Raw genomic sequence first — 25,795 nt, forward strand, 5'->3', positions numbered from 1 at the left:
GCCGTTCAGGCCGAAGGAATACCGCCGCCAAGCACCACAGAATAGGCAGCCGCATCGATGTTGCCGCCCGAGATCACACAGACGATGTTCCCTTTGAGATCCGGTCGCGAGATCGCGGCGGCGAGCGACGCAGCCCCCGCACCTTCGGCGACGATCTTCGCCTTCCTGAAGAGCAACCGCATTGCATCGGTCACCTGGGCCGGGCTGACGGCGATGGCGCCGTCGATCAACTCCCGTGCGACCGGCCAAAGCTGCGGCACCAAAGATGGAGCGCCGATGCTCTTGATGAAGGACGGACGGGTTTCGATCGTCACGATCCGCCCGGCCTCAAGGGCAGCGCATACCGGGGCGGCGCTGTCGTCTTCGACCGCAAAGACACGGCAACAGTCGGACGTGACCTTGACGGCGCTGGCGACCCCGGTGGTCATGCTGCCGCCACCAAAGGGCGTGAGCACCAGATCGACATCGGGCAGCTCCTCGACGATCTCCATGCCGATGGAGCCGTTTCCGGCCAGCACCGCCTGATCGGTTACCGGATTGATCAGCAATTCCGGCGCATCCGGTCGGTCCGCACCGACAATATAGTCCCACCAGGTCTCTGCGCTCACGAAGCGCACCTCGCCACCGAGCTCGCGCACGCCGTCGATCTTGGTCTGCGGCGCGCCGCGATACATGTACGCAACCATCGGAACGCCGATGAGGCGTGCGGCCCACGCCATGCCGTAGGCCATGTTGCCGGAGCTTGTGACCGCCACGCCATGTCGCAAAACGGTGGGATCACGCGAAAGCACGGCGTTCAGTGCCGGGCGCAGCTTGAAAGCGCCGATCGGAGAAAGGGTCTCCAGCTTCAGGAAAATCTGCCGGTCGGTTAACCCGAGGTCGAGCCTGACCAAGGGCGTGCGCGCGACGTGGGGAGCGATGCGCTCACGCGCTTGCGCGATTTCGTCCGGTGTCGGGCGGCGTGGCGCGATCATTGTGGACGTCTCCTGTTACGGCACCCCGACGCTCAGTCACGCCGTGTGCGACCCGCAAAACTGACAATGGATCTCAGGCAGCAGACCGCCCGCGACCTTCGAAAACATCGAGATCAGGTCACGGCGGCGCGAACGGCAAAACGCGCATCCTGCCACGAACCGGTGCGCAGGATGTCTTCGAGGACGGCCACCGCCCGCCAGACGTCGGCATAGCTGACGTAGAGCGGTGTGAAGCCGAACCGCATCGTCGTCGGGGCCCGAAAATCGCCGATGACGCCGCGGGCAATGAGCGCCTGCATGATCTCGTAGCTGTTCGGATGGCTGAACGAAACCTGGCTCCCCCGCTTGGCCCCGTTGCGCGGGCTTTCAAGCTCGAGGCCGTAGACACCGCATTTCGCTTCGACGAGCGTGATGAAGAGATCCGTGAGCCGGATGCTCTTCTCGCGCAGCTGCGCCATGTCGACCGTGTCCCAGATGTCGAGCGCGCCTTTCAGCGCACGCAGCGACAGGATCGGTTGCGTACCGCACAGGAAGCGGCGGATCCCCTCGCCGGCGGCATAGTGCTTCTCGAAGGCAAAGGGACGGGCATGTCCCCACCAGCCGCTGAGTGGTTGGCGGATATCGCCGTGGTGGCGCGTCGCGGCGTAGATGAAGGCGGGCGCGCCGGGGCCGCCGTTCAGATATTTGTAGCTGCAGCCGACGGCGAAATCGACATTGGCGCCGTCGAGATCGACCGGCAGGGCGCCGGCCGTGTGGCAGAGATCCCAGATGACCAGCGCGCCGTGCTCATGCGCCTTGCGCGTCAGCGCCGCCATGTCGCGCAGTTCGCCGGACTTGTAGTTGACATGGTTGACCAGAACCACGGCAACGTCACCGTCGATCAGATCCTCGATTTCGGGTGCATCGACCCCTTCGAGGCGCAGCGAGGCGCCGGGTCGCGTCGAAACCACGCCCTCGGCCATGTAGAGATCGGTCGGGAAGCTTCCGCCTTCGCTGACGATCACGGAGCGGTCAGGCCGCAGCGCCATGGCGGCATGCAGGGTCTTGTAGATATTGATCGACGTGGTGTCGCAAACGACGGTCTGGCCGGCGGCAGCCCCGATCAGCCGTCCGACCCGATCGCCGAGGACAAGCGGCATGTCGAACCAGCCGGCCGTGTTCCAGCTGCGAATGAGATCCTGTCCCCATTCCTCGGTTGCGGCCTTGCGAAGCTCTTCGAAGGCAGCAGTCGACGCAACGCCGAGCGAGTTGCCGTCGAGATAGATGAGGCCAGGCGGCAGGATGAAGCGGTCGCGCATCGGGCGCAGCACGTCGGCCGCGTCCATAGCCTCGATCGCTGCAAGATCAGGAACAGCACTCATGAAAACGGTCCTTGTTTATTCGCGTACGGTTTCGCGGGCGGGCGCAGGCCCGCGGCTTCGCTTGAGGCTCGGAAGAGCCAGCATGGCCAGAACGAACAGGCCCGTCGCAAGCTTCAGATCCGGCGGCGGCATGCCGGCGGCCAGGCAGAGCGAAACGAGCTGATAGTAGACGACCGCACCGACAAACGGAGCGGCGAGCTGGCGCAGCACGCTTTGCTTGCCGACAATCGCTTCGCCGATCATCAGCGCTGCCAGCCCGTTAATCAGGATGCCGAGCCCCATGTTGACGTCGGCAAAGCCTTGCGACTGCACCATCAGCGCGCCGCCGGCCGCCGAGAATGCGCCAGCGAGCCCGACGCCGCCGATGGTCGCCATCCACACATTGATGCCCTGGGCTTCTGCCATATCCGGGTTGGCGCCGACGGCGCGGATCGCCGTTCCCTTTTCCGTCCGGAAGAAATGATAGAGCAGGACGAAGACGACGAGCGCGATGAGGCCTGCCACGACGATCTTGCTTGCCGGGAAGCCCGGTTGCAGCCCCGGCACCCAGTCGAAGACTGTCGGCGCACCGAAGACCGAGATGTTCGAGCGACCCATGATGCGCAGGTTGATCGAATAGAGCATCGTCATCATCAGGATGCCGGCGAGCAGGGTGTGAATTCGGAAGCGCAGGTGAATAAAAGCCGTGCAGCAACCGGCGAGGAAGCCGGCCAACAGCGCAATGGCAATCGCGGCCAAGGGCGACATGCCGGCCGCCATCAGAACGCCGCAGACGCAGCCGCCGAGCGGAAAAGCGCCTTCGCTCGTCAGATCGGGAAAGCTCAGCATGCGGAACGGGATCATGATCCCCAAGACCACGAAGGCGAGGATCAGGCTTTGCGCCAGCGTGACGGGTACGAGCGAGACAAAGCTCGAGAGGGTGTTTTGAATGATATCCATGATCGTCAGCTCGCCAGGAACATGCGGTCGGTTTTGACGGAGAAATGGCCGATCAGGTCCGGCACCGTCGTCTGGGCCTTGTCCTTGCCGTCGATCTCCAGGCGAACGCGTCCTGCATCGAGCATGACGACCTTGTGGCCGAAATCCACGGCGTGCTGCATGTTGTGCGTCACCATCAATGTGGTCAGCTTCAGGGCTTCCACCGCGCGGATCGTTGCCCGCATGACGATATCGGCTGTGCGCGGGTCAAGCGCCGCCGTGTGTTCGTCGAGCAGCAGCAGTTCCGGCTTCCCGCCGACCGCCATGATCAACGACAGCGATTGCCGCTGGCCGCCCGACAGCAGTTCCACCCGGGTGTCGAGACGGTTTTCCAGGCCGAGGCCGAGCAGAGACAGCCGCTCCTTGTAGGACGCGAGCCGCGTCGCATTCAGGCCGCGGCGGAGCGTGCGTTTGTTGCTGCGCAGGTCGGCGAGTAACATGTTTTCCGCCACCGTCATGCTGGCCGCGGTACCGCGCATCGGGTCCTGGAAAACGCGTGCAAGCCGCATGGCGCGCTTGTGGACGGGCGTCGCCGTCACATCGTCGCCATTGATGACGATCTGGCCGGAGTCGAGCACGAGTGCCCCAGAGATGGCATTGAGCATGCTGCTCTTGCCAGCGCCGTTCGAACCGATGACGACGCCGAATTCGCCCGTTGCAAGGCGGAGGCTGAGGCCGTCGAGCGCGACCTTTTCGTCTGCCTGCCCCTTGTAGAAGACCTTGCGGGCCGATCTGATTTCCAGCATTGGCTCCCCCCTAACCATGAAGTGACGGCGCTCTTGGCGCCGCCACTATTGAGACCAACTGGAAATCAGTCGACGACGCACTTGCACTCAGTGGCGAGCACTGCCGGCACTTCGATGCCGAAAGCGGCCGCTGCCTTCTTCGAGATCAGCGGTGCGTGATCTTCATAGGCCGGACGCGACGGCGCGATCGTCTTCGGGTCCTTGCCCTTGAGAATCTCGGCGGCGATCTTGCCGGCATTCATGCCGACCTGCTCGTAGTTCACGGCAAAGCTTGCCGGCACGACGCCGTCGCGCACGGCACCGTCGTCGGAATTGACGATCGGGATCTGCGCCTGGCGGGCGGCTGCCGAGACGGCACCGATCGCCGGCTGGAGCAGGTTGGACGCAGGCGTATAGATCACGTCGGCCTTGCCTGCGAAGGAGGCGATGCGCTGCTGGATGTCGTTGACGTTGTCGACGCCGACAGCCACGACTTCAAAGCCGGCTGCGGGTGCCGCCTCCTTGATCTTGTCGAGCAGCGCGGTGTCGTTTGCCTCACCCGGATTGTAGGGCACGCCGAAGCGCTTGGCGTCCGGCAGGAGCTTGCGGGTAAAGGCCATCACGGCGGCCACATCCTGAAGGTCGGTAGCGCCGGTCATGCCGTCGTCACCCGCTTCCCAGGACGGAACCAGCTTGGCGGCCACCGGGTCGGTAACGGCGGAAAAGACCACCGGAATCCCGGATCCAGCGAGCGCCTTCTTGGCGATCTGCGAGACGGGCGTGGTGATCGTATAGACGAGTTTCGGCTGTTCCGCCTGCAGCTTGGCAATCATCTGCGGCACGAGCGAAGCGTCGAAGTTGGTGTGGCTTTCCGTGTAGACGACATCGGTGCCTTCCACGAAGCCGTTCTCAACCAGCGCTTTCTTGAAGCCGGCGATCGATGCGCTCAATTGCGGATGCTCGCCGAAATTGGCGATACCGATACGGATCGGATCGGCAGCGGCTGTTCCCGCTCCCCATGCCAGCGCGCCGGCGACAACCAATCCCGAAAGCCAGGTCTTCTTGCTCATACATCCCTCCCAGAATCTGACGAGCGTTACCGCCCTCCTCGGCGGCGTGCGTGGATGATGGAGGCGGTCAGAGTTCTTGTCAAACAAATATATATATTTTCAACGATGCCTCGGAACTATATATATTCGTGCCATGCGATGCGGGCGTTAAGGGAACGTGATGCAAGATCTCGAACAGTCGACCAAAACGGAAACGGCGTACCGGTTGCTGCGCCGCGACATCCTGGCGACGCGGCTCAAGCCCGGTGCGCCGATGAAGCTGAGCGCTTTGCGCGAAAGCTACGGGATCGGCTGGACGCCTCTTCGGGAAGCCCTGTCGCGACTGGAAGCCGAAGGGCTGGTCACGGCGATCAGCAACCGCGGCTTCGCCGTTGCGCCGGTTTCGCGCGAGGCGCTCGACGACCTCACGCGGGCCCGTTTGGTTGTCGAAGTACCTTTGCTTATCGAGTCGATCGAAAACGGCGACAGCGCCTGGGAGTCCGCCGTGGTCACGGCGCACTACCGGCTGTCGCGCTGCAAGATCGCCGTCGGAAACGTCTCCGAAAGCGAGATCGACGAGTGGGACGAGAAGCACGCCGCTTTCCACAGCGCCCTGATCGGCGCAGCGCGCTCGAGCTGGCTTTCCCGGTTTCAGGCGACGATCTCCGACCAGCTTCGCCGCCACCATCGCTTCCTCAGTCTAGCCCCGACATTGAGGGCGGCGGCAGGCATGAGCGAGGGATATGAAGAGGCCGTCGCCGCCCTAGAGGACGCCATGGCGATCGAACATCACACCGAACTGATGGAGGCGGCACTCGACCGCAACATCGAACGCGCCCGACAGCTCATGACATACCACATCGGTTTTACGGTGAACGTCTACGCCCAGTCCGAGGATGGCGTCTCTCCAGCCGGGCACAAATCCTTGCCGCGGCATGCTTCCAAATGACGGTGCGTGACGGCCTGTCCAAGAGCCGGAAACGTCTCTAAAAGCAAAGGGACGGGCGACTGCCCGCCGATGCGTGGGTGCAGGACAAGAAGCGGACGGTTGTTATGATGGGTGAAGACAAGTTCGACACTTCGCCGGAATGGGTTGATGGCGAGACCAAGGCGCTCGAAGCTCCGGGCGATCATCGCGCCGAGCTCAGGCTGTGGCTGCGCTTGCTCACCTGTTCGACGCTGGTCGAAAGCGAGATCCGCCGCCGGCTCCGGGAGGAATTCGATTCCACTCTGCCGCGTTTCGACCTGATGGCGCAGCTCGAGCGCGCGCCCGATGGCATGGTGCTTGGCGAGGTCTCCAAGCGCATGATGGTCTCGCCCGGCAACATAACGGTCCTGGTGGAGCGCCTGACCGAGAGCGGCCACATCAGCCGCACCACATTGCCGACGGATCGGCGCGTGCAAGTCATCGCGCTGACGCCCTTTGGCCGCGCCGAGTTCGAGAAGATGGCGGCAACGCATGCGGACTGGATCTCCGACCTGTTTGCGGGCGTTTCGCCCAAGGAAGGCGGCGTGCTGATGGATGAACTCGCCAAGCTCAAGCGTTCCGTCATCTCCGCGCTGGCAAAAAACACCTAACGGCGCTTCTGGCTTCGCCGGCCATTATCCAGACACCCGTGAATCAACTCTCCGCCGGCGGGCGTGCTAGAAATCCGCGCTTGCGGAAGGCGCTATAGCGCAAAACAATTTTAAGCTTGAAATTTATTCTGAACGAGTCCACCCTGCCTCCAGCAGTTCGGGATGACCGCCAATGGCATTTCGACGGCGAGGCACGCGGCCGGAGCTCGGGAGGAGAACGACATGCGGATCGTCTGTATCGGTGGCGGGCCAGCCGGCCTTTATTTTGCGCTGCTGATGAAGCGCCAGCACCCGGAACACCAGGTAACGGTCGTCGAGCGGAACCGCGCCTTCGACACCTTCGGCTGGGGGGTGGTGTTCTCGGATGCGACGATGCACTCGATGCGAAAGTGGGATCCGGAGACGGCTGAGGCCATCGAGGTCTCCTTCAACCATTGGGACGATATCGAGCTGGTCTTCAAGGGCCGCAAGATCAGGACGACGGGCCACGGCTTCGTCGGCATCGGTCGCAAGAAGATGCTCAACATTCTCCAGGAGCGATGCCTCGCTCTCGGTGTCGAACTGGTTTTCGAACAGGATGTGGAAAGCGACGAGCAATTTGCCGATGCGGACCTCATCATCGCTTCCGATGGCGTCAACTCCAGAATCCGCAACAGATACGCCGATGTCTTCCAGCCGGACATGGTCGTCCGTCCGAACCGCTATGTCTGGCTCGGCACCGACAAGCGTTTCGATGCCTTCACCTTCGACTTCCAGCGCACCGAACATGGCTGGTTCCAGGCGCATATCTATCGGTTCGACGAGGACACCTCGACGTTCATCGTCGAAACCACCGATGATGTTTTCAGAGCCCATGGCCTCGACCGGATGGACCAGGAACAGTCGATCGCGTTCTGCGAAAAACTGTTTGCCGAGACGCTCGACGGTCACAAGCTGATGACCAATGCGCGCCATGTGCGCGGCTCGGCCTGGCTGAATTTCGGCCGGTTGATCTGCGAGAAATGGAGCCATTTCAACGGCAACAGCCATGTCGTCCTGATGGGCGACAGCGCCCACACCGCGCATTTCGCCATCGGTTCCGGCACCAAGCTTGCGATCGACGACGCCATCGAGCTGACCCGCCAGTTCGATACGCTCGGCCACGACAAGGTCAACATCCCCGACGTGCTCCAGGCTTACGAAGAGATCCGCCGGGTCGATGTCGCCCGCATCCAGAATGCCGCCCGCAACGCCATGGAGTGGTTCGAGGTCGTCGGCACACGCTATGCCGACACGCTGGAGCCCGAACAGTTCATGTATTCGATGCTGACCCGCTCGCAGCGCATCAGCCACGAAAATCTCCGCCTGCGCGACAAGGACTGGCTCGAAGGTTTCGAGCGCTGGTTTGCGGAACGCGCCGGTGTTGCGCCCGCGGCAAACGGCGCCGTCCCGCCGCCAATGTTCACGCCGTTCAAGCTGCGCGGCCTGACGCTCAGGAACCGCATCGTGGTTTCGCCGATGGCGATGTATTCAGCGACCGATGGCGTGCCGAACGACTTTCATCTGGTGCATCTGGGCGCACGCGCCATGGGCGGCGCCGCACTCGTTTTCCCGGAAATGACCTGCGTATCGCCCGACGCCCGCATCACGCCCGGATGCCTGGGGCTGTGGAACGATGAACAGGCGCAGGCTTTCAGGCGCATCGTCGATTTCGTGCACCAACAGACCCCCGCCAAGATCGGGATTCAGCTCGGCCACGCCGGACGCAAAGGCGCGACCAAACTGGCCTGGGAAGGGATCGACCAGCCCTTGGACGAAGGCACCTGGCCCCTCATTTCCGCTTCGGCCCTGCCCTATCTCAAGCATTCGGACACGCCGCGCGAAATGACGAGGAGCGATATGGACCGCGTCGTCGCCGACTTCGTGCAGGCCACCGAGCGTGCCCGCGACCTCGGCTTCGACATCCTCGAACTGCACGTGGCGCACGGATACCTGCTGTCGAGTTTCCTGTCACCGCTCACCAACCTTCGCACGGACGACTATGGCGGCGACCACGCGGCCCGCGCCCGATTCCCGCTCGAAGTGTTCCACGCAGTTCGCACGGTCTGGCCCGAGGATCGACCGATGTCGGTGCGTCTGTCGACGCACGACTGGCACGAGGGCGGCAATACGCCGGAAGACGCAGCCGTCTTCGCCCGCCTGTTCAAGGAGGCTGGCGCCGACATGATCGACTGCTCTTCCGGCCAGGTGGTCAAGGAAGAACAGCCTGTTTACGGCCGGCTGTTCCAGACCCCCTTTTCCGACAAGATCCGCAACGAGATCCAGGTGCCGACCATCGCCGTCGGTGCGATTTCCGAGGCGGATCACGCGAATTCGATCATCGCTGCCGGGCGTGCCGACCTCTGCGCGATTGCCCGCCCGCATCTGGCGGATCCTTCCTTCGTCCTGCACGAGGCCGCGAGAATCGGTTATGACGGCGAGCCTTGGCCGAAGCAGTATCACTCCGCCCGCGCGCAGTATGTGAACAACCTGGCGCGCGCCGCAACGACGGCAGGCAAACCATGAACCGCAGGCACGCACTCGTCACAGGGGCCGGCAGCGGTATCGGCAAGGCGATCGCGCTCGCACTCGCAGCCGATGGCCATATCTTAAGCCTTGCCGGACGCCGCGCAGCACCGCTCGAAGCGGTGCGAGACGAAATTCTGTCGTCTGGCGGCCAGGCCCATGTCCTTGACGGCTTCGATGTGACCGACCCCTTAGCAGTCGAGCAGGGTATTACGGCTGCGATTGCGAAGTGCGGAGAGATCGCTGTTCTCGTCAACTGTGCCGGCGAGGCTCCTTCGGCGCCGTTCGAGAAAACCGATCTTTCGCTCTGGCAAAGGGTGCTCACGATCAACCTGACCGCGGTCTTTCTGGTGACGCAGGCAGCGCTTGCCTCCGTGCGCCGTGCCGGTAACGGCCGGATCGTCAATGTCGCGAGCACGGCGGGTCTCACCGGTTACTCCTATGTTTCGGCCTATTGTGCGTCGAAGCACGGCGTCATCGGCCTGACGCGCGCGCTGGCGCTCGAGCTTGCGCGCACCGACGTCACGATCAATGCCGTCTGCCCCGGTTTCACCGACACGCCGCTGATCGACGGCGCTCTCGATACGATCAGCGAGAAGACCGGCCGCTCGCGCGAGGAAGCGCGCGCAAGCCTGGCGCGCGCCAATCCGCAAGGACGCCTGGTGACCCCCGGCGAGGTGGCCGACACCGTCTCCTGGCTCGTGTCGGAGAAGGCGAGCGCGATCACCGGCCAGGCCATCGCAGTCGCCGGTGGCGAAGTTCTCGGAGGATAGAGATGACCAACCCGATGCAGGCCAAGAAGCGCCCCTTTAGGGATCACAAGGCCAAGCACTTCCTGTTCGAAACGGATGCCGACGGTCGGGTCGCCACGATCACCCTCAACCGTCCGGAAAAGAAGAACCCGCTGACCTTCGAGAGCTACGAAGAGCTTGTCGATCTCTTCCGGGCACTCGGCCGCGCCAGCGACGTGCGCGCCGTGGTGCTGACTGGCGCCAATGACAATTTCTCCTCCGGCGGCGACGTATTCGAGATCATCGAGCCGCTGACGCGCATGTCGATGCCCGACCTCATCGATTTCACCCGGATGACCGGCGAGCTGGTGCGCCAGATCCGCGCTTGCCCTCAGCCCGTCATATCAGCGGTCGACGGCATCTGCGCCGGCGCCGGCGCGATCCTGGCGATGGCTTCCGATTTCCGCGTGGCGACGCCGGAAGCGAAAACGGCATTTCTGTTCACGCGCGTCGGGCTCGCCGGAGCAGACATGGGCGCCTGCGGCATTCTTCCCCGCATCATCGGCCAGGGTCGCGCCGCAGAATTGCTCTTCACCGGTCGGGCGATGACCGCAACGGAGGGGCATGCCTGGGGGTTCTACAACGCGCTACACGGGCGTTCGGCGTTGCTTGCCGAGGCGCAGAAGTTCGCACGCGGTATCGCCGACGGCCCATGGTTTGCCCATGCGATGACCAAGAAGATGCTCGACCAGGAATGGGCGATGGGCATCGACCAGTTGATCGAAGCGGAAGCGCAAGCCCAGGCGATCTGCATGGCGACCGGCGACTTCCGCCGTGCCTTTGAGGCCTTTGCAGCCAAGGCCAAGCCCGAGTTCAAGGGGAACTGACGATGGACCTTCAGGAGAAGGCTCCACCTCAGCCGACCCGCGACCATCTCGACTGGCCGTTCTTCGAGGAGAGCCACCGTGCGCTTGCCACGGAGTTGGACGCGTTCATCGCCAACGGCGGCCTCGGCGAGATCGATCACGCAAATGTCGATGCCGCCTGCCGGCATCTGGTCGGCGCGCTCGGTGCTGCAGGCGTGCTTCGCCATTGCGTGCCGAAGGCGTTCGGCGGGGCGAGAGAAGAGATCGACAGCCGGTCGCTCTGCCTTGTCCGCGAGACGCTTGCCTACACCGACGGCCTTGCCGACTTCGCCTTTGCCATGCAGGGGCTCGGCACCGGCGCGATCAGCCTTTCCGGTTCGCAGGCGCTGAAGCAGGCTGTTCTGCCGAAGGTCGCCAGCGGCGAATGGATCTCCGCCTTTGCGCTTTCCGAGCCCGATGCGGGATCCGATGTCGCTGCAATGGCCTGTGCTGCCCGGCGCGACGGAGAGCATTTCGTGCTCGATGGCGAAAAGACCTGGATCTCGAACGGCGGCATTGCCGACGTCTACACCGTCTTTGCCCGCACCGGCGAGGCGCCCGGCACGCGCGGCATCTCCGCCTTCGTGGTGTTCGCCGACACACCGGGATTAGTGATTGCAGAGCGCATCGAGACGATCGCGCCGCATCCCCTTGCCCGGCTGCGTTTCGACACATGCCGTATCCCGGCGTCGCAGCTTCTCGGCAGTCCCGGCGAAGGCTTCAAGATCGCCATGCGCACGCTCGACATCTTCCGCCCGTCCGTTGCTGCGGCGGCCATCGGCTTTGCCCGCCGCGCACTCGACGAGGCGGTGGCGCACGCAAAGAGCCGCAGGATGTTCGGCGCGACCCTTGCCGATCTGCCGACGGCGCAAAGCACGCTCGGCGAGATGGCGACCGCAATCGACGCCGCAGCGCTTCTGACCTGCCGCACGGCGTGGCAGCGCGACGTGCAGAAGCGGCCGACGACCCGCGAGGCCGCAATGGCCAAGATGACCGCGACCGAGAATGCGCAATGGGTCATCGACCAGGCCCTGCAGCTCTTCGGCGGTCGTGGCGTGCGCGTTGGCGAGATCACCGAGCGGCTCTATCGCGAGATCCGCGCCTTGCGCATCTACGAGGGCGCGACCGAAGTTCAAAAGCTCATCATCGGCCGCGAGCTGATGAAGGGCACGGGACGATAACGAGGGGTGCCGAATGCGCATGATTCAAAGGCGCCGTTCGGCGATCACGCTTCATTAGCCTGGCCGGATTACATCCGCGCCGCGCTGTCACAACATCTGGAGACGACCCATGCACACCATCCTGCAACCTGAAGGTTGGGCAAAGCCGATCGGTTACGCCAACGGCGTCGCTGCCAGAGGCCGCACGGTTTTCGTCGGCGGCCAGATCGGCTGGAATGCACAATCCGAGTTCGAAACGGACGATTTCGTGGAGCAGGTGCGCCAGACGCTGAAGAATGTCGTCGCCGTGCTCGCGGCCGGAGGCGCCGGGCCGCAGCATATTACCACGATGACGTGGTATTTCACCGACAAGCAAGAATATGTCGGCAACCTGCGCGGCATCGGCCAGGCCTATCGCGACATCATTGGCAGGCATTTCCCGGCCATGGCGGCGATGCAGGTGGTCTCGCTGGTCGAAGACCGCGCCAAGATCGAGATCCAGGTCACCGCCGTCGTCCCCGATTGAGGTTTGCCGACATGGCCGACATCCCATTTTCAAAGAGCGTTTCCGCTCGCCTTCGAGACGGTGTTTTCGTCGTCGTCATCGACAACCCGCCCGTCAACGCCCTCTCCGCAGATGTGCGCTCCGGCTTGATGGCGGCACTCGATCATGTTGCCTCTCTCGACGCGGCAACGGCCATCGTCCTGACGGGTGCCGGCAGCACCTTCATCGGCGGGGCCGATATCAAGGAGTTTGGCAAACCACCGGTCGAACCGATGCTTCCCGAGGTAATCGAGCGCATCGAGGCGTTTGGCAAGCCGGTCGTGGCTGCGGTAAACGGCGCCGCCCTTGGCGGAGGTTGCGAGGTGGCCCTTGCCTGCCATGGCCGCATCGTCGGCGAGAAGGCATCGTTCGGGCTTCCCGAAGTGAAGCTCGGGATCGTGCCCGGTGCCGGCGGGACACAACGTCTGCCGCGCTTGATCGGCTTGGTCGCAGCCATCGACCTCATCGGCTCAGGTCGTGCCGTCAAGACGGGTGAAGCCGTGGCGCTTGGGCTTGCTGATGGTATCGCTACCGATCCTGTTGGCGCGGCCATCGCGCTCGCGCACGAATTTACCGGAAAGCCTCTGCGCCGCACTGGCGTGATTTGCGTTCCACCCGCGGAAGACCCCGCAGCGGTCAGCGCGGCGGAAGCGAAAGTGCTGGCGAAATCGCGCGGCCAGTCCGCCCCCGCGGAGGCCATTCGTCTCGTCAAGGCAACAGGCGAACTCGACCTCAGACAGGGATTGGCAGAGGAACGCGCCACTTTCCTGCGTTTGCGCGATTCCAGCGAGTCCGCTGCCTTGCGGCACGTCTTCTTCGCCGAGCGCGCCGCGGGAAAGGTCGAGGGGCTCGACAAAGCCTCGTCGCGCAAGATCGAGACCGTCGCCGTCGTCGGCACCGGGCTCATGGGATCCGGCATTGCGGTCTCCGCCTTGACCTCCGGCCACCGCGTGATCGCACTCGAGCAAACCCCGGAAGCAGCCGCCAGCGGCAAGGCACGCATCGCCGAGACCCTGGACAAATCGGTGCGCTCTGGACGGTTGACCGCGGGTGGACGCGACGACTGCCTCGCCCGATTGCAGACGACGGCTGAGGCCGAGGACCTTGTGAAGGCCGACCTTGTCATCGAAGCGGTCTTCGACGACCTCACGGTCAAGACCGACCTGTTTCGCAGGCTTGACGGCATCGTCAGAGCCGACGCCATTCTTGCTACCAATACGAGCTACTTAAATCCCGATGCGATTGCCGCCGCCACAGTCGATCCGTCACGCGTGGTCGGGCTCCATTTCTTCTCGCCGGCCAACGTCATGCGACTTGTCGAAGTCGTCGACTGCGCCAAGACAGCGCCAGAGGTCCTGGCCAGCGCCCTCGCTTTCGTCAAAGGCCTCGGCAAGCTGCCGGTGGTCTGCGGCGTCACCGAAGGCTTCATCGGCAACAGTATCTTCTCGGCCTATCGGCGCGAGGCGGAATTCATGTTGGAGGATGGGGCGCTGCCCCAGGAGATCGATGCCGCGCTCGAAGCCTATGGCTTTCCGATGGGTATCTTCGCCGTCAACGACATGGCCGGGCTGGAGATTGCCTGGGCACGCCGCAAACGCCAGGCGGCGACGCGGGACCCTGCCGCACGTTACGTCGAAATCGCCGACCGGCTTTGCGAGGCGGGTCGCCTCGGCCACAAGAGCGGTCGCGGCTGGTATGCCTATCCCGATGGCAAGCGGACCATTGATCCCGAGGTGACCGCGGTGATCGAGGCGGTCCGGGCAGCCAAGAACATTGCGCCGCGCAGTTTCACCCCCGCGGAGATCATGAGCCGGCTCTTGAAGGCGATGGTCGATGAAGGAACGGCACTGCTTGCCGACGGCGTCGCCGCGCGTCCCGGCGACATCGACGTAGTGATGATCAACGGCTACGGATTCCCGGCGCACCGAGGTGGGCCGATGTTCGCCGCAGAGCAAAACAAGGACCAGCCCCATGCGTGAAGCCTATCTCATCGGCGGCGTACGCACGCCGATCGGTCGCTACGGCGGCGCCCTGTCGAGCGCGCGGGCCGACGATCTCGCCGCCCACGTGATCCGCGAGGCGCTGGCGCGTTTTGCAAGTGTTCCGGCCGACGCGATCGACGAGGTTGTCTTCGGCTGCGCCAACCAGGCGGGAGAGGACAATCGCAACGTCGCCCGCATGGCGGCCTTGCTTGCCGGACTGCCGGATACGGTGGCGGGAACGACGATCAACAGGCTTTGCGGTTCGGGCCTCGATGCCGTCGGCTACGGCGCACGCGCGATCCGGCTGGGTGAGGCGGAGGTTGTTATCGCCGGCGGTGTCGAGAGCATGTCACGCGCGCCGTTCGTCATGCCGAAGGCCGAAAGCCCGTTTCAACGCAGCACCGAGATCCACGACACGACCATCGGCTGGCGCTTCGTCAATCCGCTGATGAAAGAGCGATACGGGATAGACCCCATGCCGGACACGGCTGAAAACGTCGCGACAGAGTTTTCGATCACGCGTGAAGATCAGGACGCCTTTGCGTTGCGCAGCCAGGCGCGCGCAGCGACCGCGCAAAAGAACGGGCGGTTCGCTCGCGAAATCGCTCCCTATCCGATGAGGGGGCGAAGGGGCGACACGACGTACATCGAAAAGGACGAACACCCACGTGAGACCACCCTCGAAAAGCTTGCCAGCCTGCCGACGCCCTTTCGCGCCAATGGCACGGTAACCGCCGGCAATGCGTCCGGCGTCAACGACGGGGCGGCCGCACTCGTGCTCGCCTCCGATCGCGCTGTCGAACGCTACGGTCTTGAGCCCCTCGCCCGGATCGACGGAATGGCAACGGCAGGTGTTGCGCCACGCATCATGGGCATCGGCCCCGTCAATTCCACCCGAAAGCTGCTTGAACGTCTCGGCCTTGGCATCGGCGACATCGATATCGTCGAGCTCAACGAGGCTTTCGCGGCGCAGGCTCTCGCCTGCATGCGGCAATTGGGGCTTGCCGACGACGCGTCCCACGTCAATCCCAATGGCGGCGCCATCGCACTCGGCCATCCGCTGGGCATGTCGGGTGCGCGCCTGGCGCTTACCGCCGCACTGGAGCTTGAGGCCCAAGGTGCGAAGCACGCGGTTGCGGCCATGTGTATCGGCGTCGGACAGGGTATCTCGATGCTTCTGACGCGGCGGTGACGCCGGCCTCGCGGAAGTATTGACCTTCGAAGTCGGGGCCCGATCCGCAGCTACTGGGGACTTTGAGGATGCCTGCAGGAGAATCGGGCAGGAAGCCTAAATCTTGCTTTGCTCTCTCATGGCGTGGCCATCATCTCGCTAACTGCAATGTCCGAGACGTCCTTGCCACTCACATTCTGAAGCAAACCAGGTCCTACGAGCAGGCAAGTTGCGCATTCCAAAACACGCCAGAGATGGTTGCCAACCAATACGGCGGCTTCTTGCCACAAGACACAGCATAGCCCTTTTCAGCCCACCATTTGAGAATTCCTGTTCAAGGCGAGTTTCTGGCGCGGATCGCAACACTCTCAGAAGCCAGCTTCTTTCTGATGGCGCACGGCGAGGATTGGCAAAGTGTCTTCATCAATACGGTAGGGCATGACCCATCCGCTGCCCCCAAAATCAATGAGCCACTCTCGATGTTGATCAGGTAGATCGTCAATGAGGCGCCCTACACTGGGATGTGCACCAAGAGCTTGCACACCCTTGAGAATGGCTTCACCCGCTCGCTTGGCGGCCGATGGACTTTTAGGCAGCAAGAACTCCCGCAGGCGTTCAAGGTCACGAACAGCTGCTGAAGCGAAGACTATTTGTGGCATTCAGGTGCGGCGCTCTCGTCGTCCATTCCCCACGTCGACAGCCATTTTCCGACCTCGTCCGCCGTGGCATGAAGGCCGGTTGCCTGAAACTCCTCCCACGCGTTGACCGTGTCTTGCCGTAAAGCCTTTCGTTTCTCTTCACGCTCCACATATTGCGCAATAGCTTCGCGCATGATCAAGTGAGACGAGCGCCGGCGGCCTTCGGCCAAATTTTGAACGCGACCTTTCAACTCATCATCGAGCTTGAGGGGCGTTGGGGATGTCATGGCAGCTCCATAGTTAAAGGCAATACCTGGCGCTAATATAGATGGCACCATTTCTCTTGCCTATTATTCAGTCCAACCTTCGCACATGACAACCGACAAATTCCCTCGCCTTGAACGGACTTGACCCGCGGATATGCTGCTCGCCCTGGGTTCATTGGGGCGCAGGACGGCTGCCCAGAACCGGAAATGTAGCCCTTCCGACGAGCACAGTTGGGTTATGCCCATACAATGGCGCTCGCCCCGCCGGCCTCGATTGGCTCGGCTTCGACGAGGTCTTGCGCGCCCTTCGATCCTAGTCGAGGACGGCTGCGAGCAGAGCTAAATCAAGGCGCCGACCGAGCGCGGCGTTCTATTTTCTGGATCTTCTATCGTCGCAACATAGGCACTGCGGTGGCTGTGGCCGATGCATGCGGAAGTCACCAGTCGATCGTTTTACTCTGGACCAGCGGATGGTAGAGTTTTCCGGTCTATCTCAGGGAAGCGGGCTGGTAGTGCTTCCCTGATTCATCAGCGAGATCGGTACCTTGTTGCCGATCGCACCATGGGTGCCGAAACTCATTGTAGTCGCTGCGCCAATCCTCCATCGTTTCGCGGGCGTCCGCAAGGGTCAGGAACCAATGCTGGTTCAGGCACTCCGCTCGGAAGCGGACGTTGAAGGCTTCGGTAAAAGCATTGTCCGTGGGTTTACCCGGCCGTGAGAAATCCAGGATCACGCCCTTGGCATAGGCCCACAGGTCGAGATCGCGGGACACAAATTCCGTCCCTTGATCGGCACGGATCGTCTTCGGATAGCCAACCTGGCGGCACACCCGTTCCAGCGTGTGCACGACGTCTTCACCGCGATAGCTGTGACGCGGATCAAGCACCCGCACGTAGCGTGAGAAGGTGTCGATCACCGCAGCGCAAACGCAACGCGTTTGTCGCGAGAACCCGCAGTTTCTTTCCGGTCGCGAGCTGATCGTGCACGAAGTCCATCACCCACACGTCGTTCGGACCGATTGATCGTTGACGGATAGACGGTTCCGATCTTGATCTTGATCTTGCGTCTTGCCTTGCCGGCAGCCGAGCGCACCACCTCAGTACGGCAATGCCGTCCGCCGCCAACGTCCGGATGAGTGCGAACACATTCTGGACAAGCTTTGGGGAACGCGCCGCGGAGGGCTCATCCGTAACGACCAGCTTCGGCCGAAGCACCAGTGCCCGTGCGATCGCGGCGGCTCGCCCGGAAGAGGGTGCGGGTATAGTCGTGCTGCATGTCGCCGGTGCGCAATTGCGCGCGCGTCAGCATTTCGACTGCGCGGGCGTTCTGCATCACCATCAATCGATCGCACATATAGGAGATGACCGCGAGGTCGTGGCTGACAATGACAAAGGTCAGGTTAAGCTCACGACGAAGGCGGTTGAGGAGGTTGAGGATTTCGGCTTGTACCGAAACGTCGAGCGCCGAGGTCGGCTCGTCGAGCAGCAGCACCGTTGGTGATAGCGACAGTGCGCGAGCGATCGCCACGCGCTGGCGTTGGCCGCCGGACAGTTCGTGCGGGAAGCGGAACCGGTGTGCCTCCGTCAGCCCGATCATCTCCAGCAACTCGACTGTGCGGGCATCCACATCCGACATGCGGTTGATCAGCATCGGCTCGGCGATGGCCTGGCCGATCGTGTAGCGGGGATGCAGCGAGGCATAGGGGTCCTGGAACACCATCTGCGCCACACGCACGAGGTCGCGCCGCCTTCCCTTGCGCAGATCTATATCGCCGATGCGGATATCACCGGTCCAATGGCGATTGAGACCCATGACTGTACGCAAGACGGTCGATTTTCCCGAGCCGCTTTCGCCGACGAGACCGAAGCTCTCGCCGCTCTCCACTGAGAGGCTGACGTTCTGCACCGCGACGGCGCTGCCGAAATGGACGCTGAGATTGTCGATGCGGATCATGGGCGGGCCTCTCCCCAGCTTGCGTCGCGCGCAAGGGTTGGCAGTGGTGTCAGCGGCCCGTCGATAGCGGGCAGGCAGGCGAGCAGGCCCCGCGTATAGGGATGTACCGCCTCGTGCATGCGTCGCGCATCCAGCGTCTCGACGATCCGACCGGCATACATGACAAGTACCCGGTCGCAGAAACGCGAGACGAGGTTGAGGTCGTGGCTGATGAAGACAAGGCCCATGCCGCGGCGCCTGACCAGTTCGTCCATGATCTCGAGCACCTGCACCTGCACGGTGACGTCGAGGGCGGAGGTGGGTTCGTCAGCGATCAGCAGTTCCGGCTCGCGCACCACCATCATGGCGATCATCACCCGCTGGCCCATGCCGCCAGAGAGTTCGTGTGGATAGAGGTCGTAGACGCGCTCCGGCGCGCGAATATGCACGGCTTCCAACACGTCGAGTACCATCCGCCGCACCTTTGCTCCCGACAGAGATCGGTCACCAAGCCGGATCGCCTCGGCGATCTGCCTGCCAACGCGCATGACCGGGTTGAGCGAAAATTTCGGGTCTTGGAGGATCATGCCCATGCGATTGCCGCGCAGTTGCCGACGTACCCGCGGAGGGGCCTTAAGCAGGTCGATGCCGGCAAAGGACATGACATCAGCCGAGACGCGCGCATGCTCCGGCAGAACGCCCATCAGGGCGCGGCTGGAGAGACTCTTTCCCGAGCCGCTTTCGCCGACGATGCCGAGCTTTTCCCGGCCGACCTCGAAGGAGACGCCCTTGACCGCCTCGATCATTGTGCCGCCCTCGCCGGCAAAGGCGATGCGCAAGTTTTCCACGGTGACAAGCGTCTCGCTCATGCGCGCCTCCTTAAGTGCGGGTCGAGCAGGTCGCGCATGGCATCGCCCAGAAGGTTGAAGCCGAGGCTAACGATGAAGATCGCGAGACCAGGCATCGTTGCCACCCACCATTGATCGAAGATGAACTTGCGGCCGGTCGAGATCATTGCGCCCCATTCCGGCAGCGGCGGCTGCGCGCCAAGTCCGATGAAGCCGAGGCCAGCGGCCGTCAGGATAATGCCGGCCATGTCGAGCGTCATGCGCACGATAACCGAGGAGAGGCACATCGGCATGATATGGCGGAAGACGATGCGGAACTCTGAGCCGCCGGCCAGCCTGACGGCGTTGACATAGTCACTGTCGCGCACGATCAGCGCTTCGGCCCGCGCCAGCCGCGCATAGGGCGGCCAGGCGGTGAGCGTGATCGCCAGCGCCGCATTGACGATGCCAGGCCCGAGCGCGGCAACAAAAGCAAGCGCCAGTAGCAGTTTCGGAACGGCAAGGAACACGTCGGTGATGCGCATGAACACCGCATCGACCCAACCGCCCGACGTTCCCGCCACCGCGCCGATGATGAGGCCGATCGGCGCAGATGTCGCCACGACCAGCCCCACGATGAGCAGGGTCAGCCGGGCGCCGTAGAGGATGCGGGAGAAGATATCACGACCCAGTTCGTCCGTGCCAAGCCAGTTCTCAAAGCTCGGCGGCGAAAGGCGATGCACGAGATCGGGCAGGTAGGGATCATGGGTCGCGAGAAGCGGCGCGAAGACTGCGCTCGCCAGCAGCACGCCGAGGATGGCAAGGCCAATCATGCCGAGCGGATTACCGGCAAAACGGCGGGCGAATTTGGTGAATTCACTGAGACGCGCGCGCCGGAGCTGGCGGCGGGTCTCGGCATGGGTGAGGTTGACGGCGGTCATGGCGGCCTCCTACCGGCGGCGAAGGTTGGAGCGCGGATCGAGCATCTGGTAGACGACGTCCGAGACCATGTTGAGCAGAATGAACACGGCGCCGACCAGCACCGTGCCGCCGAGCACGGCATTGATGTCGGCCCTAAAGAGCGATGAGGCTATGTAGTTGCCGATGCCCGGCCAAGCGAAGACGGTCTCGACAAGCACGGAGCCTTCCAGCAGGCCGCCATAGGAAAGTGCGATCACCGTGACGAGCGGGATGGCGGCATTGCGCAGCGCATGCAGCATCACCGCGCGATATTCGGTCGCCCCCTTGAGGCGGGCCGTCAGCACATATTCCCGCGACAACTGGTCGAGCATCATCGAGCGCGTCATGCGCGAGATGTAGGCGAGGCTGTAATAGCCAAGCAGCGCTGCCGGCAGCACAATATGGCTCAAGGCATTGCCGAAGACTTCCCACTCGCCTGATAGAAGCGAGTCGATCAACAGCGAACCGGTGACCGGTTTGACGATGCCCTGATAGAAGACGTCGATCTGGCCAGGACCAGACACCCAGTCGAGCCGGGAATAAAAGACGAAGAGACCGACCAGTCCGAGCCAGAAGATCGGCACGGAATAGCCGATGAGGCCGACAAAGCGGATCACGTAGTCGGGCCATTTGTCGTGCCAATAGGCAGCGGCCACGCCCGCCGGCACGCCGATGAGCGTGCCGGCCAGAAGGCCGAGCGTCGCAAGTTCCAACGTCGCGGGAAAGAAGCCGGAAAGGTCCGAGAGCACGGGCCGGTTGGTGACGAAAGACGTGCCAAAATCGCCCCGAACGAGCTTTCCGGCATAGGCGAGGAACTGCTGCCAGAGCGGCTTGTCGAGGCCCATTTCGAGGAAGACGCGCTGGTAGACCTCCTCGCTCGCCTTCTGTCCGACCACCGACAGGACCGGATCAATCGGCACAACGCGGCCGATACAAAAGGTGAGTGCCACCAGGCCAATGAGCGTGATGCCCACGGTGAGGAGAAGCGTGAGGATCCGGCCGGTGACACCGAGAACCCGGTTGATGAGAACTGCCGGCACGAACCACTCCGTTTGCTTGACTGGGATTGACCTCGGACGCGACCGGTGCCGGAGCCCCGTTCGCGGCCGAAACATGGGTTCGGACGGCTACTTGGTTACGTTCCAGTAGCGGTCGTCGGCGAAGGTCTGCCCGAGGACGACCCCCTTGACCGAACTGCGCACGCCGACCTTTCGGACCTGCTGGAACATGTAGAGGAAGGGCGAGGTGTCGGTGTGGGCCTTCTGGAGGGTTTCATACATCGCCCGGCGCTTGTCCGTATCCTGCTCGCGCACGGCCGCCATCGTATCCTGCGACAGGCTTCCAGCGTTCCAGCCAAATCGATCGGCAAGGCCGGTGGAACCGTCCGGCGCGTCCTGCTTGTTCACGGCAAAGGCCTTGGCGTTGGAGTGCGGGTCGGGATAGTCCGGCCCCCACAGGCCGAGCCAGATGTCGAGGTCTGACGAGCGGTAGCGTTCCAGCCACTGCTGACCGTCGACCACTTCAAGGTTCAACTTGACGCCGGCCTGCGCCATGGTCGCCTGGATCGCCTGGCTGAAATCCGTGTAGGGCGGCGTGTTCCAGACAACGGTATCCAGCGTGAACTCACCCGAAATTCCAGCCTCGCCCAACAGCGCTTTCGCCTTCTCGATATCGAGCTTGTACGGATTGTAGTCGATTTCGCCGAGGAAACCCTTCGGCACCAGCGTCTGGTGGACTTCCACCGTGCCGCGCGAGATCGTGTCGGCGATGCCCTGGTAGTCGACCAGATACTTCAGCGCCTGCACGACCTTGGGCTTGGCCAGGTGCTCGTTCCTGACGTTTAGGCCCATGTAGTAGATGGTTCCGGAACGACCGTCGACGAAGCCGACGTCCGGGTTCTCCTCGATTGCGCCGAAATCATCCGGGCCGAGTTTGTTGGCGATGTCGATGTCGCCCTTTTCGAGCAACAGGCGCTGCGCGGCGCTTTCGGGAATGTGCTGGAGGAAGATCCGCTCCAGGCCTCCGGTCTCGCCGGTATAGTTGGGGTTGCGGGTCAACATGATCGACTGCTTGGGCTCCCAGCGCGTGAGCACATACGGGCCGGAACCGGCGGAGTTCTCAGCCTTCAGCCAAGCGTTGCCGAAGTCGCCATTGACCTCGTGCTCCTGCACCAGCTTGGAGTCGACGATGCCGCCGACATAGGAAGACAGACAGTAATAGAGGAACGACGGCGCATAGGTGTCACCGATCTCGATGGCCAGCGTCATGTCGTCAGTCGCCTTGATGCGATCCTTGACGTTCTCAGGCGTGAAGCCGAACTGGGTGAGGATGAAGGCAGAGCGCGACTTCATCTGCACGACGCGGCGCAGCGAATATTCCGCATCCCTCGCCGTCACCGGGTTGCCGGAGGCGAACTTCAGGCCCGGACGCATCTTGAAGGTATGGGTCTTGCCGTCCGGCGACGCCGTCCAGCTTTCGGCGAGCACGCCGATGATCTTGCTGGAATCGTCGGTCGCTGCAGTCAGAAGCGGCTGGTAGATCTGATTTGCCGCAAGCACGCCGCCAACCTCCGAAACCTCGCCCGGATCAAGCGTGATGATATCGTCGATGGCATCGGCCACGACGAGCGTGTTCTTCGGCGTTTCGGCCAGGGCTTGGCCAGTCGCCAGTGCCAGCACGAGCGCAGCCCCGTTGATCAGTTTTTTCACGCGCATTTTTCCTCCTTCAGGCGTGAAGGGTTTCACCTTTCGCCGCCTGCCCCCGCGTTACGTTGTTTGAAATGCCTGTCCGCTTTCCGGCCCGGTCCTGTGACGCAGATACCGCACCGACGAAGCGGCCTCCCCTGGGAGCGACCTCCATCACTCCATCCTGAAACTTTAGTCAGGCTAAAGTTTATAGGGGGCACTTGTCAATCGGTCTCGTGACAATTTCTGGGAGAACTGAAGTGGCTGCTCCGCCCCCCTCACCGCTCCGGTATGATCCGCGTCGTGCCAACCCAAAGTTCCCGCGCCTCGCCGGAACCGACATTGCGTGCACGGTGTGGCAGCGATGCGGGAAAGTGTAGTGTATCTCCTGCCGTGAGCAGATACTCGCGATCGCCGACCTCGTAGTGCATCTCACCCTCGATGACATAGAGGAAGTCTTCGCCCTCGTGGCGTGTCACATCCGAGACGTATCCGGGAGGCATGTGCGTGATACAGCTATTGAGAAGCGCCCCGGGAAAACCGCGCTGCAACAGTTGGTACACCCGCTCTTCCGCCTCGAGACTGTAGTTGTGGCGCTCGCTAGCGTGCGAGACCACGGAGTGGGTACGCTGCGGCGCTTGCGGCAGAAAGGCCTCAACACTGGCCTCCAAACTGGAGGCGAGGTTGCAAAGCGAGATCAAAGAGGGCGTCGAAAGGCCGCGCTCTACTTGACTGACAAAGCCCTCACTGAGGCCGGCCTCGCGCGCAACCTGCCTCATCGTCTTGCCGATCTCCTTGCGTCGCTGTCGAAGCGCACGCCCGAGTGAAACGGCAGGTGGAAAAAGAGGGGATCGCTCAGGGGCCTTCTGCGGCGCCTCCCGATCGTTGAAGCTCATGTTGTCTTTCCGCATTTGCTGGCCTGAGAAAACTTTAGCTTCACTAAAGTGATTCATGCAAGTTAAAATAGAGGCTGGGTTGTTGATTTGCGCTGAAGGCCGACCTGGGATTGGCGCGGAGAAGTGCCTCTCCTTAGGGATGTTTCGGGTGGATTTGCCGCCAACGGAGTGATCCAGCAGCGTCAGCACATGGGTCTTGGTCGGAAGGCCGGACTTCAGCACCATGCCTGCAGCACGGCTTCTTCGTGGTGCTGACGAACAAGCGATGAGGGGCGCGCGCCTCATGATGTGCTCGGGCGAGCTCTGTTCGGCCGCCGGGTGGAAATCGATGGATTCTGGACGATCTACCACGTCTTCAACGGCAAACCTGCCGAGGAGGAACGTAGCGGTCCAGCACCTCTTCGGCTCACCTGCCCGCCCTGACCAGCGACCGCGCGATATCGATGATGTCGTCACGAGCGGCTGTCGGGTCATCCTTGGACCAGGCGACCCCAAGCCCGATCCGGAAATCAACACCCCTGACCCGACTGCGAAAAACAGACGTTCCGATCGATACGTTATGCGATTTTTCGGCACAAACAGTGAAGAAATCGACATTTGAGGCGCGAGCTTAATTATGGAACAAGCCTGCACGGTCGTTCCGTGAACTGGTGAAGGATGGCTGCATCCGGCGGCGCGCCCGCAACGCGACGTCTCTCACGATTTCGGTCTGTGCCGTGGATGGTTCCAGCGGTACGGGTAGACCCGGTGACGCAATCTCAACCTGGCCGACATGGCGGTGCACAAGTCATTGAGTGTGATCGCTTCGAGCGAAGCAATCGAAAGATGTGGAAACCGCCGCCATCACATTGTCCTTCGAAAGTCGGAATGGAATGTTTCGAAGCAAGCGCCCAACGCTCCGATTCGCGAGATCAAGCGAATATCCGAGGTCAATCTGTTGCCCTGCCGTGAAATGAGAGGCGCCAACCTCGCAACACCATCACGTGCCCAGATCAGGCTAGCTACCACATAAGCCACAGGAGGATTTTATATTGGCCACCGCGACGTTTCAGTCGAATGCAACAGGCTTCGCTGGATTCAATCCGCAAATAGCAGCGCTTTCCATTTGCGCACTTTCAGCCATGGCAGCGATATTCTACCTGGCACCTCCCAAAGGCTTGCCCTGGAGTGAACCCGCCGTGGAATTTACGTCCGAGGCCGACCCTTCAAAAGGCACGGTTGCCGCAGCCCCCCCGAAGTTCGAGATTGTATTTAGCGACGGTGACCGCGGGCTGATGGTCTATGGCGGTTATGTCTATGTCGTACGACTCGGTGACAAGCTGCCGGATGGCAGTCGAGCGATCGGGTTCGAAAAGCAGGAAGGAAGTTGGTCCGCAATGACACTGTAGGAGGCGTATCAGGTGCTGGCTCTGTGGATGTTAACGGAACGTTAACGCTCGTATCAGGCGCACCAGTCCTGCCCTCCCCGGCGGCATTGCCTGTCATAGCGAACTGGCGCAACCCTTTCGTTAAGGACTTGTAAACCAGTGTTTTGGGTGGTGCATGATGATGAACGAAACGTTGTACAATGGCTTGCCGGAGATCGAGCATGCCCCTATCCCGCAAGAGAGCGCCCCGATCGGCGAGTATGCCGTCCAGGGCATACCCCTCGTGATTGAGGCCGTCCTCGGCCGGACGCGATTGACTGTGGCACAGCTTTCCAAGCTGCATCGCGACGATCACATCGATCTCGACACCAATTTTGGAGATCCGGTGGACCTCAAGGTCAACGGCACAGTCATTGGCCGGGGCGAGATCGTTTTCGACGAATCCAAGACCGCCATCGGCGTCAAGATCGTAGAGATTTCGCACGGCAGGCGCCGGTAACTGACACCAGAAGCTTTCGGCCC

At 62.5% G+C, this 25,795-nt stretch carries 24 protein-coding genes and 2 pseudogenes; 11 read left to right on the top strand and 15 right to left on the bottom strand.

Going from position 1 to position 25,795, the window contains the following annotated elements; translation table 11 throughout:
- Positions 1-5 precede the first annotated feature (5 nt).
- From BLJAPNOD_RS34130 to BLJAPNOD_RS34150, 5 genes are all read right to left on the bottom strand, one after another.
- Entirely contained in the window at positions 6-974 is a 969-nt protein-coding gene (locus tag BLJAPNOD_RS34130; protein ID WP_115423059.1) for a pyridoxal-phosphate dependent enzyme, read from the bottom strand.
- Positions 975-1,087: 113 nt separating this feature from the next.
- Positions 1,088-2,335, bottom strand: a complete 1,248-nt coding sequence (gene kynU / locus BLJAPNOD_RS34135) for a kynureninase (protein WP_077498848.1) — start codon at positions 2,333-2,335, stop codon at positions 1,088-1,090.
- A 15-nt stretch (positions 2,336-2,350) separates the two neighbouring features.
- Complete coding sequence (locus tag BLJAPNOD_RS34140; protein ID WP_077498850.1) at positions 2,351-3,274, bottom strand: ABC transporter permease; 924 nt, start codon at positions 3,272-3,274, stop codon at positions 2,351-2,353.
- A gap of 5 nt (positions 3,275-3,279) precedes the next feature.
- Complete coding sequence (locus tag BLJAPNOD_RS34145; RefSeq protein WP_077498852.1) at positions 3,280-4,059, bottom strand: ABC transporter ATP-binding protein; 780 nt, start codon at positions 4,057-4,059, stop codon at positions 3,280-3,282.
- Positions 4,060-4,124: 65 nt separating this feature from the next.
- Positions 4,125-5,108, bottom strand: coding sequence for an ABC transporter substrate-binding protein (locus BLJAPNOD_RS34150; protein WP_115423060.1), 984 nt, complete (start codon positions 5,106-5,108; stop codon positions 4,125-4,127).
- Between the two features lie 160 nt (positions 5,109-5,268).
- On the opposite strand from BLJAPNOD_RS34150, the gene BLJAPNOD_RS34155 reads away from it, so the two are divergent.
- The 9 genes from BLJAPNOD_RS34155 (at position 5,269) to pcaF (ending at position 15,723) form a co-directional block, all read left to right on the top strand.
- Positions 5,269-6,036 (top strand): GntR family transcriptional regulator, encoded by a 768-nt coding sequence (locus BLJAPNOD_RS34155; RefSeq protein ID WP_115423061.1) that lies wholly within the window; start codon positions 5,269-5,271, stop codon positions 6,034-6,036.
- 107 nt (positions 6,037-6,143) lie between these two features.
- Complete coding sequence (locus BLJAPNOD_RS34160; protein WP_077499071.1) at positions 6,144-6,665, top strand: MarR family transcriptional regulator; 522 nt, start codon at positions 6,144-6,146, stop codon at positions 6,663-6,665.
- Between the two features lie 222 nt (positions 6,666-6,887).
- Entirely contained in the window at positions 6,888-9,209 is a 2,322-nt protein-coding gene (locus BLJAPNOD_RS34165) for a bifunctional salicylyl-CoA 5-hydroxylase/oxidoreductase (protein WP_115423062.1), read from the top strand.
- Positions 9,206-9,982: an SDR family NAD(P)-dependent oxidoreductase gene (locus tag BLJAPNOD_RS34170; protein ID WP_115423063.1), complete on the top strand. Its 777-nt coding sequence runs from the start codon at positions 9,206-9,208 to the stop codon at positions 9,980-9,982. The genes BLJAPNOD_RS34165 and BLJAPNOD_RS34170 overlap by 4 nt, the downstream gene beginning before the upstream one ends.
- Before the next feature lie 2 nt (positions 9,983-9,984).
- Positions 9,985-10,827, top strand: a complete 843-nt coding sequence (locus BLJAPNOD_RS34175; protein ID WP_115423064.1) for an enoyl-CoA hydratase family protein — start codon at positions 9,985-9,987, stop codon at positions 10,825-10,827.
- Between the two features lie 2 nt (positions 10,828-10,829).
- On the top strand, positions 10,830-12,026 hold the full coding sequence (locus BLJAPNOD_RS34180) for an acyl-CoA dehydrogenase family protein (protein WP_115423065.1): 1,197 nt from the start codon (positions 10,830-10,832) through the stop codon (positions 12,024-12,026).
- Between the two features lie 109 nt (positions 12,027-12,135).
- Positions 12,136-12,531, top strand: a complete 396-nt coding sequence (locus BLJAPNOD_RS34190) for a RidA family protein (RefSeq protein ID WP_077498865.1) — start codon at positions 12,136-12,138, stop codon at positions 12,529-12,531.
- Between the two features lie 11 nt (positions 12,532-12,542).
- Positions 12,543-14,528, top strand: a complete 1,986-nt coding sequence (locus BLJAPNOD_RS34195; RefSeq protein WP_115423066.1) for a 3-hydroxyacyl-CoA dehydrogenase NAD-binding domain-containing protein — start codon at positions 12,543-12,545, stop codon at positions 14,526-14,528.
- Complete coding sequence (gene pcaF / locus BLJAPNOD_RS34200; protein ID WP_077498869.1) at positions 14,521-15,723, top strand: 3-oxoadipyl-CoA thiolase; 1,203 nt, start codon at positions 14,521-14,523, stop codon at positions 15,721-15,723. Before BLJAPNOD_RS34195 ends, pcaF begins: the two co-directional genes overlap by 8 nt.
- Before the next feature lie 347 nt (positions 15,724-16,070).
- Here pcaF and BLJAPNOD_RS34210 read toward each other — a convergent pair whose 3' ends face one another.
- From BLJAPNOD_RS34210 to BLJAPNOD_RS36320, 10 genes and pseudogenes are all read right to left on the bottom strand, one after another.
- A complete protein-coding gene (locus BLJAPNOD_RS34210) occupies positions 16,071-16,361 on the bottom strand; it encodes a type II toxin-antitoxin system RelE/ParE family toxin (RefSeq protein WP_077498873.1) in 291 nt (96 codons plus the stop codon).
- Positions 16,349-16,627, bottom strand: coding sequence for a CopG family ribbon-helix-helix protein (locus tag BLJAPNOD_RS34215; protein ID WP_115423193.1), 279 nt, complete (start codon positions 16,625-16,627; stop codon positions 16,349-16,351). Before BLJAPNOD_RS34215 ends, BLJAPNOD_RS34210 begins: the two co-directional genes overlap by 13 nt.
- A gap of 472 nt (positions 16,628-17,099) precedes the next feature.
- Positions 17,100-17,692: pseudogene (locus BLJAPNOD_RS34220) on the bottom strand (integrase core domain-containing protein); the annotation flags it as partial.
- Positions 17,693-17,789: 97 nt separating this feature from the next.
- Positions 17,790-18,560 (bottom strand): ABC transporter ATP-binding protein, encoded by a 771-nt coding sequence (locus tag BLJAPNOD_RS34225; RefSeq protein ID WP_077498877.1) that lies wholly within the window; start codon positions 18,558-18,560, stop codon positions 17,790-17,792.
- Positions 18,557-19,408 carry an ABC transporter ATP-binding protein gene (locus BLJAPNOD_RS34230; protein ID WP_077498879.1) on the bottom strand — a complete coding sequence of 284 codons (852 nt, stop codon included), beginning with the start codon at positions 19,406-19,408 and terminating at the stop codon, positions 18,557-18,559. Before BLJAPNOD_RS34230 ends, BLJAPNOD_RS34225 begins: the two co-directional genes overlap by 4 nt.
- Positions 19,405-20,307, bottom strand: a complete 903-nt coding sequence (gene nikC, locus BLJAPNOD_RS34235) for a nickel transporter permease (protein WP_077498881.1) — start codon at positions 20,305-20,307, stop codon at positions 19,405-19,407. The genes BLJAPNOD_RS34230 and nikC overlap by 4 nt, the downstream gene beginning before the upstream one ends.
- A 9-nt stretch (positions 20,308-20,316) precedes the next feature.
- On the bottom strand, positions 20,317-21,366 hold the full coding sequence (locus tag BLJAPNOD_RS34240) for an ABC transporter permease (protein ID WP_244611203.1): 1,050 nt from the start codon (positions 21,364-21,366) through the stop codon (positions 20,317-20,319).
- 87 nt (positions 21,367-21,453) lie between these two features.
- The gene (locus BLJAPNOD_RS34245; protein ID WP_115423067.1) at positions 21,454-23,040 is read right to left on the bottom strand and encodes an ABC transporter substrate-binding protein; all 1,587 of its coding nucleotides are present in this window, start codon (positions 23,038-23,040) and stop codon (positions 21,454-21,456) included.
- A gap of 248 nt (positions 23,041-23,288) precedes the next feature.
- Complete coding sequence (locus tag BLJAPNOD_RS34250; RefSeq protein WP_158556218.1) at positions 23,289-24,131, bottom strand: cupin domain-containing protein; 843 nt, start codon at positions 24,129-24,131, stop codon at positions 23,289-23,291.
- Between the two features lie 181 nt (positions 24,132-24,312).
- A pseudogene (locus BLJAPNOD_RS36320) lies at positions 24,313-24,429 on the bottom strand (LysR family transcriptional regulator); the annotation flags it as partial.
- Positions 24,430-24,937: 508 nt separating this feature from the next.
- Here BLJAPNOD_RS36320 and BLJAPNOD_RS34260 point away from each other — a divergent pair.
- Entirely contained in the window at positions 24,938-25,294 is a 357-nt protein-coding gene (locus BLJAPNOD_RS34260; protein ID WP_077498889.1) for a hypothetical protein, read from the top strand.
- A gap of 160 nt (positions 25,295-25,454) precedes the next feature.
- The gene (locus BLJAPNOD_RS34265; protein WP_158556219.1) at positions 25,455-25,772 is read left to right on the top strand and encodes a FliM/FliN family flagellar motor switch protein; all 318 of its coding nucleotides are present in this window, start codon (positions 25,455-25,457) and stop codon (positions 25,770-25,772) included.
- Positions 25,773-25,795 lie beyond the last annotated feature (23 nt).

The sequence above is a fragment of the Ensifer sp. M14 genome (assembly GCF_003355565.1).
In the GTDB taxonomy this organism is placed as follows: domain Bacteria; phylum Pseudomonadota; class Alphaproteobacteria; order Rhizobiales; family Rhizobiaceae; genus Ensifer.